Raw genomic sequence first — 12857 nt, forward strand, 5'->3', positions numbered from 1 at the left:
TCCATCTCCGAAAACCAGTGTAACTTCTCTTGATAAACGTGACCGCCAAAGTCTCTTTCAAAGGATCCAAATCTCTTCAGATCCCGCAAGCTCCGCCGCCCACGTTTCTCTTTCTTCTCTATATTCAATTGTCAAAAAACCGACGACCCTAAGCCGTCACCAAAACCCGCTCCAAACTTTCGCCCAGAACACAAACCAGCCAATCGCCAATCCGCTTGAGTTTCTTGAGAACGAAGGACTTCGTCGCCAGCAGCGCCGCCGCCCTCGTTCAGTGAGTGGGCTTATAGAACTAACCCCTTTTCCAAGTCAACACACCAAACCAAAGTTTTTTGACATTTTTGTAACGGGTTGATTCGGCAAGCATTTTTCCGCAGACCCTTATCCACAGTCGGCGTTTTCGGAGCAAATTTTCAAAAATTCCTTTACCGCCCGGTCAAAAAATCATCGGAAACCCGCTCTCAACCGGCAAAAGATGATAGGAAAACAGCCGCTTGAGCGAATTTATGGTTAACGAAGGATGAACGTGCTTCCGGCCGCAGGCTTTAAATTTCCGTCACAAATCAATGGCGGACATTTCGGAACCTATCGCCGTCTGGAGTGTTGTCTTTCCCATTGAAGGAAGGAGACCGATATGGCTGCCAACACCGATGATATCAGAGCATCTGTCAGCAAGGACATCGCCGCACTCCAACAGGAAGTCTCGCGCCTGCAGAAGATGATTTCCGCCCAAGGCGCCGAAGCTTATTACGAAGTGCGCGGCCGCGCCGGCAAGGCTTATGATGACGCCTTGCCCCGCGCCAAGAATGCCGTCGCCCAGATCAAGGCCGAAGGGGTCGCTGCTGCAGGCGCTGCGCGCGAGCATCCGACCGCAGCGACAACTGCGCTGGTGCTTGCAGGCGCCATTGGCTTCCTCGCCGGCTATCTGCTTTCCGCCAGCTCACAGCCGCAGCCACGCCATTGGTGGCGCTAGGGCCTGCCGGATCCGTTGAAAAATCATATTTTTACGCACCCGCCGATCCGTTTTTCGGCAGGGTGCGTAAATGCTTATGTCTTAGAAAAACCAATTTTTAATGCAAGCAAGGGACCATAAAAAACGAAAGGGAGGACAGCATGGAAAACAAGAGGGCCAATTGCATCATTGAAGTCAGCGTCGATGGCGTCAACGGCCGTTACGCGGTCGGCATCATGAATATGCGCCAGGCACTCGACCTGCCCGAAATGCCAAGTCTGTCGTATACGCATCCGGACCCGGTCAAGGCCGCCGCCGGTATCGTTGTCAGCCGCAAGGAACTTGCCGGCTTCATGGCCTGCCGCTGAGCCAGCGCAACCCCACCATGCCGGAACGGCGCTTTTCACCAAAGCGCTGACGTTCTTTTACGGCATCTCTTCCCTCGGTTTTTCTTTGCCTTGCTGGCATCGTTGCGTCGTTCATGCCAAGAGAGGGCATGAAGGCAGCATAAGGACCGCAAATGAGGGAACGGCGCCCATCGTATAAAACGCGCGAGCGGACAAAGCCCGCCGACGGTGCCGCGGCCAAGCGGGTCACCCTCCCCCGTGCTCTTTCCAAGCTTGGTTATTGCTCCCGAACCCAGGCCGAGCGGCTGATCGGCGAAAGTCGCGTTGCCGTCGACGGCCGCACCATCAACGACACCTCCGCCTGGGTCGATCTTGCTACGGCCAAGATCAGCGTCGACGGTCTCGTCATTGCCGCCGAAGCGAAAATCTATCTGATGCTCAACAAGCCGCGCGGGCTCGTCACCACCCGCGACGATCCCGAAGGCAGGCCGACGGTCTATGATTGTCTCAGGAATTTCGACATCCCGCATCTCTCCCCGGTCGGCCGGCTCGACAAGGCGAGCGAAGGCCTGCTGCTTTTCACCAACGACACGGAATTCGCCCAGATCCTGCTCGATCCGATCACGCATGTGACGAAGACCTATCATGTCCAGATCGACGGCATCATGGACGACGAGGGCATCGCCGCCATGACATCGGGCATCCGTCACGACGGTGAATTGCTGACGGCGACCGCCGCGCGGCGCTTGCGCCAGGGCGACCGCAATTCATGGATCGAGGTCGAACTCGACGAGGGCCGCAACCGCCAGATCCGCCGCATGCTGGAGGCGCTCGGAACCGAGTGCCTGCGCCTCGTGCGCGTCGCAATCGGCGGGCTCGAACTCGGCGAACTGCCGAAAGGCGCCGTGCGTGCGCTGACCGAGGCGGAGTTACAAGCGTTGCGCCGGAAAACCGGGGTTGAGAGGACAAGACGCAATTGACGGATGGGGCTGGCATGGCGCCGCATGATTTCTGGCAGGAGTTTCATCCGCCCGGCACCTTTGCCGCCGCCGGCGAGTTCACCTCCTTCTATGTCGCTGTGTTGGAAGACGGCCGCCAGCTTCGCCTGCCGATCCGCGTGTTGGCGGATGGTGAACATGCCCTCGCCTCGCTGATCGTCAACCAGGCGAGCTTCGCCGTGCTCGATACCTTGGCCGAAAGCCTCGCCGAAAAGATCAGGCCGATGTGCATCGATGTCGTCGCTGGCCTGCCGACACTCGGCCTGACGCTTGCCGCCGCGGTGGCGCAGAAGCTCGGCCACCACCGTTATGTTCCGCTCGGCACCTCGCGCAAATTCTGGTACCGCGACGAGCTTTCCGTCGCCCTGTCCTCGATCACCACGCCGACACAGCAGAAGCGCCTCTATATCGATCCGCGCATGCTGCCGCTGCTGATCGGACGGCGCGTCGCGCTGATCGATGACGTCATATCCAGCGGCGCCTCGATCACGGCCGGCCTTCACCTGCTGATGGGCTGCGGCATCGAACCGGCCGCCATCGGTGCGGCGATGCTGCAATCGGATCGCTGGCGCGAAAGCCTGGCGGCCACCGGACCGCAATGGATCGCGCGCACCGTCGGCGTTTTCGCAACTCCTATTCTGGAGCGGAACGCAACCGGTCGGTGGACCCCATCGGCTTGACGAGAGACTTGAGAATTGTTCAATCTTTGCCTGAAGGAACCTCTGTACAGCGCATGAGGAACGATTACAGTTCGCCTCGTCGATGAAACACCGGGCCCACGCATGACGTTCGAGCAAGCATCCCTGCTGATCCTTCTGCTGGCGATGCTCGTTCTTTTCTCACTCGATCGCTTCCGCATCGAGGTGATTTCGATCGCCGGTCTGCTCGCCGGCTATGCGCTCGGGCTTTATCCAGCCGACCAGATCTTCACCGGCTTTGCCAGTCCCGTCGTGGTCACGGTCGTCGAGATCCTGCTGATCGTCCAGGTGCTGGCGCGCGCCAGGCTCTTCGACAATCTCGCGGCCCGTTTCGCGGCCGCAGGCCCGTCGGGCTTCCAGGTCATAGCAGGCACCTCTTCGCTTGCCGGTTTCATCTCCATCTTCATGAACAATATCGGCGCCTTTGCGATCACCCTGCCGGTGGCGCTGCGGCTCGGCACGGCGCTGACGATTCCCCGCCGCCAGCTCGTCATGCCGGTCGCGTTTGCAGCCCTGCTCGGCGGCCTCGTCTCGCTGATCGGCACCCCGGCCAACCTGCTCGTCAGCGACGCGCTCGCCAATGCGACCGGAGCCGGCTTTCGCTTCTTCGATTTCGCCTATGTCGGCCTGCCGGTCGCAATCGCCGGCATTCTGCTCATCGCCTTTCGTGTGCAGCGGCTGTTTCCAGAGCCCGACGAGGCGCCGGCGGCGATCTCACCGGCCAAGCGCCGCATCGTCGTGGAGCGTCGCGTCCCTGACGGGTCGCCGCTGATCGGCGTCCGGCTTTCCGATTGTCCCTCGCATTTCGGCATCAAGCCGCATGCGCTGATCCGCGGCGAGAATTTCGTCTTCGGTCCGCTCGATCAGTCGGTGATCGAAGCCGGCGACATGCTGCTCGCCGAAGGCGACGATACCGTCTTTGCCGGCCTTGCCGCCGCGCAGGCGCTGATCGCCGATATCAATCCGCATGGCCTGCAGCCGGATTTTTGCCGCGTCGAAGCCGTCGTCATGCCGGAAAGCACGCTGGTCGGTTCGCGCATCCGCTCGCTCGAAATCTTTCACAGCCGCGGCGTCGCGGTCATCGCTCTTTCCATGCGCGCGCCACGCATCGAGGGCCGTTTCCTCGACCTGCAGCTGTCGATCGGCGATATATTGACGCTCGAAGGGCCGCGCATGGCGATCGCCGAAGCGCTTGAAGAAAGCGAGTGCCTGCCGCTCGCTTCGGCTGCTTCGAGCGACCCGGCCTCGCTCTCCTGGCGGCCCTTCGCGCTCTTTGCCTGCGGCATCGCCGCATCTGCCGCCGGTCTGCGTCCCGACGTCGCCTTTGCCGGCGTCGTGCTCGTGCTCGCTTTGCTCAATCATCTGAATATCCGCCAGGCGATGGCCGATCTCAACTGGCCGATCATTATCATGCTGGCGGCGATGATTCCGATCGGTCAGGCAGTGGCAACCACCGGGGCAGCCGAAACCACTGCCGGTTGGCTGAGCCTCGTCGTGCCGATCACCCGCCCGCTCTTCGGCATCGCTCTCATCCTCTTCCTCGCCATGGCGCTGACGCCCTTCGTCAACAATGCGACGGTCGCAATCATACTGGCCCCGATCGCACTGGAATTCGCGAAAGCTGGCAGCCACGCCCCGGACGCCTATCTGATCGCCGTCGCCGCCGGCGCCTCGCTGGATTTCCTGACGCCCTTTGGCCATCACAACAACACGCTGGCAATGGGCATCGGCGGCTACCGCTTCGGTGACTTCCTGCTCGTCGGCTGGCCACTTGCCGTCACAAGTTATGGCCTCGCTTTGTTTCTCCTGGCTCTGTTCTGGCTGTGATACGATAGTTGGGGCCACCTTGACCTCCCGGCGATGACTACAGCGCCGCGCGTCTTTCAGACGCGGAAAGGACGCTGTAGCACATTGAGTACTGCATAATTCCTTAAATCGATTCCGATTTAAGGAATTATGCAGTAGAGCAGGAAGCCTTCACCCAATCACAAGGACAGTCTAGCGCCGTGCGAATCCTATCCGAAGCCCATTTCCCGGAACTGCCGAACTATTATCGCGGCAAGGTGCGCGAGAACTACGATCTTCCGGACGGACGCCGCATCATCATCAGCACCGACCGGCTGAGCGCTTTCGACCGCATCCTCACCTGCATTCCTTATAAGGGCCAGGTGCTGACGCAGACGGCGCGCTACTGGTTCGAGGCGACGAAGGACATCTGCCCGAACCATGTCCTCGACTATCCCGATGCCAATGTCGTCATCGGCAAGCGGCTCGACATTCTGCCGGTCGAAATCGTTGTGCGCGGTTATCTCGCCGGTACCACCGGCACCTCGATCCTGACGCTCTATAAGAAGGGTGAGCGCGAGATGTACGGCATGCACCTGCCCGACGGCATGCGCGACAACCAGATCCTGCCCGAACCCGTCATCACCCCGACCAGCAAGGAATTCGACGGCGGCCATGACGAGCCGCTGACGCCTGCCGAAATCGTCTCGCGCGGCCTGCTGACCAGGCAGCAGTGGGAAACCCTTTCGCGATACGCGCTCGCACTCTTTGCCCGCGGCCAGGAAATGGCGGCCAAACGCGGCCTGATTCTCGTCGACACCAAATATGAATTCGGCACCGACGCCGACGGCAACATCATCCTCGCCGATGAGATCCACACGCCCGACAGCAGCCGCTATTGGCTTGCCGAAAGCTATCCGGCAAGTTTTGCCGCCGGGAAACGCCCGGAAAGTTTCGACAAGGATTTCGTCCGCGCCTGGGTGGCGGAACGCTGCGACCCGTATAAGGACGAGATCCCCGAGATCCCCACCGAACTGATCGAACAAACCTCGGCCGTCTACATCAGGGCCTATGAGGCGATCACCGGCGAGCGCTTTGTTCCCGACGACAGCGGCGAGACGCCGCTTGCCCGTATCCGGCAGAACCTCGCCCCGCACTTCCCCTGAGATGGCGGCGCGCGAAAGCCGCCGGCCAATCATCGGCTTGCGGCATTTCGTGCAATCGCGCTAACATCAGCCAAAAGGATCGGGCCCGGCCCGGCGGGGGACGGATGGCAAGAAGGCCGAGACGCAAGGCCGAGGAAACGCGGGAGGATATCCTCTCCATGGCGGAGACGTTGTTTCGCGAGCGCGGCTATGTGGCAGTGTCGATCGCCGACATCGCCGGGGCGCTTCACATGTCCCCGGCCAATGTCTTCAAGCATTTCCGTTCCAAGGTCGCGCTGATCGATGCGATCGCCGGACGCCATCTCGACAACGCCACCGAGCGTTTCGCAGCCTTCGACCAGGACCTGCCGCCGAAAGAGCAATTGCTCCGCTTCGTTCTGCGCCTGCTGGAAGGCCATCTGCAGGACATCCAGAAAAACCCCTACATCTTCGAAATGGTGCTTTCGACGGTCGAAGCCAAACTCGAGGCCGGCAACCGCTATCGCGCCCGTATCGAAGAGAAGCTCGGCGGGATCATCCTCGAGGGCATGGCGGAGGAACGCTACCATTGCCGCGATCCGAAAAGCGCGGCACACACCGTCGCAGACGTGTTGACCTGTGTGCTGCACCCCATCCTGATCGTCCGCGACGACAAGGAAACGCTGGTGCGCCGCGCCGAGGACATCGTGGATTTCGTCGATGCCGCACTGCAAAATAACGCTTGCTAAGTGACGATTGCTGACTTACGTCACTTCGTAAAGCTTTTGTTAAATTCGGATGATGGCATTTGAAGCCGAACCAATCCTGACGCTTATATAAGCCTGCGCTCGGCGGAGCCGAGCCCGTGGATCGAACGGCCATTGCCCCGTACAGGGAATTCAGAATGATACGGCGTGTCCTCCTCATCTCCTCGGTGCTGGCGTTCGGCGCGTTGCTCGCAGCCTGCAGCGACAACGCCGGCAAGCCCGCCGGCAATGCGGGCGCTGGCGCGACCCAGCAGGCCTCTCCGGTCGGCGTAATCACGCTGAGAAAGGGCAGTTTCCCAGTCACCACCATCCTTCCCGGCCGCGCCGAGACCTTCCAGACGGCCGATATCCGCCCACAGGTGAGCGGCCTCATCCGCGAGATCGCGTTTAAGGAAGGCGGCGAGATCAAGAAGGGCGACCTTCTCTACCAGATCGAGGATGCCCCCTATATCGCCGCCGTCGAGCAGGCCAAGGCGGCAATCTCCAAAGCCGAGGCGAGTGTGCCGAGCGCGGAAAGCAATCTCGACCGCTACCAGCGCCTGGTCGGCAGCGGCGCCACCCAGATCGAATTCGAAACCGCCAAGACGACGCTGCTCCAGGCCAAGGCCGAAGTCGAATCGGCGAAAGCAGCACTGTCCGCCGCGCAGATCGACCTCGACCACACTAGGATCATCGCGCCCTTCGACGGCATCAGCGACCAGACGGCCTATAATGTCGGCAACGTCGTCTCGGCCAACCAGACGACGGCGCTGACGACGATCCGCCAGCTCGATCCGATCTATATCTCGTTGACCGAGTCGAGCACCAACCTCTTGAAGCTGCGCGATGCGATGGCCGCCGGCGACATCAAGGGGGCAGCCAATGTCGTCTTCCACCTGATCCTCGAAGACGGCAAGGAATACAATCAGCAGGGCAAGCTCGACATGTCGAAGCAGGTGGTCAGCGAGACCACAGGCACATTCATCATCCGCGTGCTCTTTCCCAATCCCGACCGTATCGTGCTGCCCGGCATGTATGTCCGGGCAACCGTCGAGCTTGGCGCGGAGGACGGTTATGCGCTGCCGCAGCTGGCGACGAGCCGTGACGCCAATGGCCGGCTGACGGCACAGTTCGTTTCCGCCGACGGCAAGGTCGAAACCCGCGCTTTCGAAAACAGCTCGCCCTCCAATAATTCCTGGCTCGTCACCGAAGGCATCAAGGACGGCGATCAGCTGATCGTCAGCGGCCTGCAATCGATCACGTCAGGCATGCCGGTGAAACCGGTTCCGATGAAGATCACCGACAATGGCGTGGTCGTGGCTGCCGAGCAGCCCGCGGCCGGTGACGCAGAGAAGCCCGCAGCGAAATAGCTTCGAGCCCGCATCGTCACCGTCTCAGCCGCACAGGAACAACCGATGGCCAAGTTTTTCATCCGACGTCCGATTTTCGCCTGGGTCATTGCGATCACCATCATGCTCGCCGGCCTGCTGGCGATCTTCACCCTGTCGATCTCGCAATATCCCGACATCGCCCCGACAACGGTCCGCATCAATGCCACCTATCGGGGCGCGAGTGCAGAGACCGTCGAGAAATCGGTGACGACGATCATCGAGGACGGCATGACGGGCCTCGACGATCTAACTTACATGACCTCGACCTCGTCGACGGGTTCGGCCAGCATCCAGCTGACCTTCGGAACGAGCGCCGACCCTGATATCGCTCAGGTGCAGGTGCAGAACAAGTTGCAGCTGGTTCAGTCGCAGCTTCCTGGTGATGTCATCGATGCCGGCATCAGCGTCACCCGCTCGACGTCGAGCATCCTTCTCGTCGGTTCGCTTGTTTCCACCGACGGCAAGCGCAACTCGGTCGACCTCGGCAATATCCTGTCGACCTCGATCGAGGATCAGATCCAACGCCTGGAAGGTGTCGGCAGCATCAACGTCTTCGGTTCGGGATACGCCATGCGCGTCTGGCTCGATCCCTTTAAGCTCTTGAAATATCAGTTGACGCCGAGCGACGTCACCGCCGCCATCCAGGCGCAGAACACCCAGGTCTCGGTCGGTTCGCTCGGCGCCCAGCCGGCGGTCCCCGGCCAGCAGATCAACGTCACCATCACCGCGCAAAGCCAGCTGACCACCGTCGCCGATTTCGAGCACATCATTCTGAAGGTCGAAAAGGATGGCGCGACGGTGCGTTTGAGCGACGTCTCGCGCATCGAGATCGGCCAGGAAAGCTATGGCGGCAATTCGCGCTACAACGGCCAGCCCTCGACCGGTTTTGCCGTCAACCTGGCGATCGGCGCCAACGCCATCGATACCGCCGCCCGCGTGCGCTCGGCGCTCGATGTCATCGGCCGCGGCCTGCCCGCAGGTGTGGAAATCACCTATCCCTACGACACGACACCCTTCGTCGAGCTGTCGATCGAGAAGGTCGTGCACACGTTGATCGAGGCGATCGTGCTCGTTTTCGTCGTCCTCCTCATTTTCCTGCAGAACCTGCGGGCGACGCTGATCCCGACGATTGCCGTTCCGGTGGTGCTGCTCGGCACCTTCGGCGTGCTGGCGGTCACCGGCTACTCGATCAATACCTTGACGATGTTCGCCATGGTGCTGGCGATCGGCCTTCTCGTCGACGACGCCATCGTCGTCGTCGAAAACGTCGAACGCATCATGTCCGAAGAAAAGCTTTCGCCGCTCGAGGCGACGGAAAAATCGATGGGCGAGATCACCGGCGCCATCGTCGGCATCGCGCTCGTGCTGACCGCCGTCTTCATTCCCATGGCCTTCTTCGGCGGCTCCACCGGGATCATCTATCGCCAGTTTTCGATCACGATTGTCTCGGCCATGCTGCTGTCGGCGCTCGTCGCCCTCGTGCTGACGCCAGCCCTTTGCGCCACGATGCTAAAGCCGGTCGGCGAACACAGGAAGCACCGCGTCGGCGACTGGTTCAACCGCAATTTCACGCGCTCGACCAACAGCTATGTCGGCACCATCGGCTATCTGTTGAAACGGCCGATCCGGGTCATGCTGGTCTTCCTGCTCGTCGGCGCCGGCTGCGCCTATCTCTTCACCCGCCTGCCGAGTTCCTTCCTGCCGCAGGAAGACCAGGGCGTGCTGCTGACCATCGTCACTACGCCGCCGGGCTCGACCACCCAGCAGACCCAGGCGGTCGTCGAGAAGGTCGAGAAATATTATCGTGAAAACGAAAAGGATGCGGTGGAATCCGTGTTCGGCGCCCTCGGCTTCGGCTTCAACGGCTCCGGCCAGAACAGCGCTATCGTCTTCACCAAGCTCAAGGATTTCGCAAAGCGCACCGATCCCAAGCTCAGCGCCCAGTCGGTCGTCAACCGTGCGCTCGGCAATTTCTTTGCGATCCGCGAGGCGCAGGTCTTTGCACTTCTGCCACCGGCGATCCAGGGTCTCGGCGTATCGAGCGGCTTCTCCATGTACCTCGTCGATACCGGCGGCCATGGCAACGACGCCCTGACGGCCGCCTCCAAGCGGCTGATCCAGATGGGCAATACCTCAGGCAAGATCGTGGCGCTGCGCAGCAGCAACAAGGAAGTCGAGCCGCAGATGCGAATCGTGCTCGATCAGGAGAAGATCGGCGCCATGGGCGTCGACATCGCCTCGGTCAATTCGATGCTGTCGATCATCTTCACCGGCCGCGACGTCAACGACTTCACCCTGAACGGCGAGATCAAACCGGTCTACGTCGAGGGCGATGCTCCCTTCCGCATGCAGCCTGACGATCTCAACCACTGGTACGCCCGCAACAATGACGGCGAGATGGTGCCCTTCTCCGCCTTTACCAAGACGGAATGGGTGAAGGGTGCGCCCTCGCTTGCCCGCTTCAACGCCGTCAGCGCCATTCCGCTCGATGGAGCTTCCGCGCCTGGGGTTTCCTCCGGCGATGCGATGAACGAAATGGAAGCGCTGACCGAACAGCTCGGCGGCGGCTATACGGTCGCCTGGCAGGGCATCTCCTATCAGGAGCGCCTTTCCGGTTCGCAGGCGCCGATGCTCTATGCGATCTCCGTTCTCGTCGTCTTCCTCTGCCTGGCAGCGCTTTATGAAAGCTGGTCGATCCCCTTCTCGGTGATCATGGCGGTGCCTGTCGGCATTCTCGGGGCGCTGACGGCAGCGACCTTGTTCGGTCAGGCAAACGACGTCTATTTCAAGGTCGGCCTGCTCACGACCATCGGGCTGGCGGCGAAGAACGCGATCCTCATCGTCGAATTTGCCAAGGACCGCATGGAAAGCGGCATGGGCCTCTACGAAGCGACCCTTGAGGCAGCGAGATTGCGCCTGCGGCCGATCATCATGACCTCGCTGGCTTTCATTCTCGGTGTCGTGCCGCTGGCAATTGCGACAGGCGCGGGTTCGGCGGCACAGAACGCCATCGGTATCGGCGTTCTCGGCGGCATGCTGGCGGCAACGATGCTCGGAATTTTCTTCGTACCGTCTTTCTTCGTCGTCATTCGACGCATCTTTGCCACACGCGGCAAAAATGCGGCGGGACTGTGATATAAATGCACTGTGATAATGCTGTTTCGATTGCTACATTGCGCCCGACTGCTTCGGAATGGTGTTTTTGGTAAACGAGGCGCGGCGGCCGATAGTGAAGCATGAAGCTTCGGACAAGAATTGACTTGCTCGAGTACAGGATGAAATGAATGGTATCTCTTCGTTTTGCCGCCACACCGGCATTGCTGTTATTATTGTCGGGCTGCGTTGTTGGCCCGGATCATGCTCCTCCTGAGATGCCGCTGCCCGCCAAATTCGGAGAGGGCGGAACAAAGAGTGTAGGCGATGTTGCTACCGCAGCCTGGTGGACCGCCTTCAACGACCCCAAACTGAATGGCTATGTCCAGGCCGGCCTCGACCAGAACCTGAGCGTCCAGCAGGCGATCGAACGCATCAATGCGGCCTCCGCCAACGTCACCACCGCCGGCGCCGGCGGCCTGCCGAACCTGACGGTCGGCGGCTCGCATACGGTCAGCGGCCAGAGGGGCGAACTGCGCACGCAGTTCGACACACGCAATACCAGTGCCGGCGACGTCCAGCTGAGCTGGCTGCTCGATCTCTTCGGCCTCTACAAGCGCAGCACCGAGAGCGCGCTCGCTTCGCTCGATTCCGCCTATGCATCCGCCGATGTCGCCAAGCTGACCCTGGTGCAGGATCTCGTCTCGAGCTATATCGACGTTCGCTACTATCAGCAGCGCCTGGCGCTTTCGAGGGCCAACCTGAAGTCTCGCCAGGAAACCTACGAGCTGACCAAGTTCCAGCTTGAAGCCGGCGCCGCCTCGCGTCTTGACGTCGTCCAGGCCGAAGGCTTGGTACAATCGACGCTCGCCGAAATTCCAGGCCTCGAAACCAACATCCGCATATCGGCCCATCACATTGCCACGTTGCTCGGCCTGCCGGCCTCGGCCCTCGTCGACGAATTGCTGAAGGGCCACGGACAGCCGGTGTTCCGGGGCGGCATCAATTCCGGCATCCCGGCCGACCTGATCCGCAACCGTCCCGACGTTCGCGTAGCGGAGCGCGATCTCGCCGCGGCAACGGCCAATATCGGTGTTGCCCAGGCGCAGCTTTATCCGAGCATCTCGCTCAGCGGTTCGATCTCGCCGTCCTACATCAACCAGCGCGGCATCCATGGCGGCCTGACGCCGTGGTCATTCGGTCCAACCCTCAACCTGCCGATCTTCGATGGCGGCCGCCTGCGCGCCAACGTCAAGTCTGCACAGTCCGACGCCGCGACCGCCTACCTCAACTGGAAATCGACGGTGCTGACCTCCGTCGAGCAGGTTGAGAACGCACTCGCCGCTGTCCGGCGTGACGCCCGCACGGTTTCTGCACTCCAGGCCCAGGTGAAGACCACGCAGGAAACCCTGGAACTGTCGACTGCATCTTACAAGGACGGCGCCTCTTCGTTGCTCGACGTTCTCGACGCGCAACGCCAGGTTTCGCTCGCCCAGGCAAGCCTTGCCCAGGCAGTTCAGCAGATGGCCAAGGACTATGTCTCCCTCAACATCGCGGTCGGCGGCGGCTACGCCCCCGGCGGCAAGGCCACCGTGGCCAACACCACTGTCGTGGTGAAGCCGGCCAAGACCTGATCGGCCGCCTTGCGTCGTATGGACATACACAGCCCCGCGATCGTCTCGCGGGGCTTTTTCATGTCGGCCGAATTTGTATCGCGGATAAAGCG

At 61.1% G+C, this 12857-nt stretch carries 11 protein-coding genes; all 11 read left to right on the plus strand.

Features of this window, described 5'->3' with window-relative positions:
* The coding region (locus BBJ66_RS35165) for a hypothetical protein (protein ID WP_210184959.1) at positions 1-352 on the plus strand (352 nt) is incomplete at its 5' end.
* A gap of 279 nt (positions 353-631) precedes the next feature.
* Entirely contained in the window at positions 632-970 is a 339-nt protein-coding gene (locus BBJ66_RS25345) for a hypothetical protein (protein WP_071090657.1), read from the plus strand.
* A 140-nt stretch (positions 971-1110) separates the two neighbouring features.
* The gene (locus BBJ66_RS25350) at positions 1111-1317 is read left to right on the plus strand and encodes a hypothetical protein (RefSeq protein WP_003590425.1); all 207 of its coding nucleotides are present in this window, start codon (positions 1111-1113) and stop codon (positions 1315-1317) included.
* A gap of 152 nt (positions 1318-1469) precedes the next feature.
* Positions 1470-2276, plus strand: a complete 807-nt coding sequence (locus BBJ66_RS25355) for a pseudouridine synthase (protein WP_071090660.1) — start codon at positions 1470-1472, stop codon at positions 2274-2276.
* A 14-nt stretch (positions 2277-2290) separates the two neighbouring features.
* Positions 2291-2974, plus strand: a complete 684-nt coding sequence (locus BBJ66_RS25360; RefSeq protein WP_049731192.1) for a phosphoribosyltransferase — start codon at positions 2291-2293, stop codon at positions 2972-2974.
* A 102-nt stretch (positions 2975-3076) separates the two neighbouring features.
* Positions 3077-4819: an SLC13 family permease gene (locus tag BBJ66_RS25365; RefSeq protein ID WP_071090663.1), complete on the plus strand. Its 1743-nt coding sequence runs from the start codon at positions 3077-3079 to the stop codon at positions 4817-4819.
* A gap of 179 nt (positions 4820-4998) precedes the next feature.
* Positions 4999-5943: a phosphoribosylaminoimidazolesuccinocarboxamide synthase gene (locus BBJ66_RS25370; protein ID WP_049731194.1), complete on the plus strand. Its 945-nt coding sequence runs from the start codon at positions 4999-5001 to the stop codon at positions 5941-5943.
* 104 nt (positions 5944-6047) lie between these two features.
* A complete protein-coding gene (locus BBJ66_RS25375; RefSeq protein WP_071090666.1) occupies positions 6048-6650 on the plus strand; it encodes a TetR family transcriptional regulator in 603 nt (200 codons plus the stop codon).
* Between the two features lie 155 nt (positions 6651-6805).
* The gene (locus BBJ66_RS25380) at positions 6806-8017 is read left to right on the plus strand and encodes an efflux RND transporter periplasmic adaptor subunit (protein ID WP_071090669.1); all 1212 of its coding nucleotides are present in this window, start codon (positions 6806-6808) and stop codon (positions 8015-8017) included.
* A gap of 45 nt (positions 8018-8062) precedes the next feature.
* Positions 8063-11173: an efflux RND transporter permease subunit gene (locus BBJ66_RS25385; protein ID WP_071090672.1), complete on the plus strand. Its 3111-nt coding sequence runs from the start codon at positions 8063-8065 to the stop codon at positions 11171-11173.
* Between the two features lie 149 nt (positions 11174-11322).
* The gene (locus tag BBJ66_RS25390) at positions 11323-12765 is read left to right on the plus strand and encodes an efflux transporter outer membrane subunit (RefSeq protein ID WP_049731198.1); all 1443 of its coding nucleotides are present in this window, start codon (positions 11323-11325) and stop codon (positions 12763-12765) included.
* The last annotated feature ends 92 nt before the right edge of the window (positions 12766-12857 follow it).

The organism is Rhizobium sp. RSm-3 (genome assembly GCF_001854685.1).
GTDB classification, from domain to species: Bacteria; Pseudomonadota; Alphaproteobacteria; order Rhizobiales; family Rhizobiaceae; genus Rhizobium; species Rhizobium ecuadorense.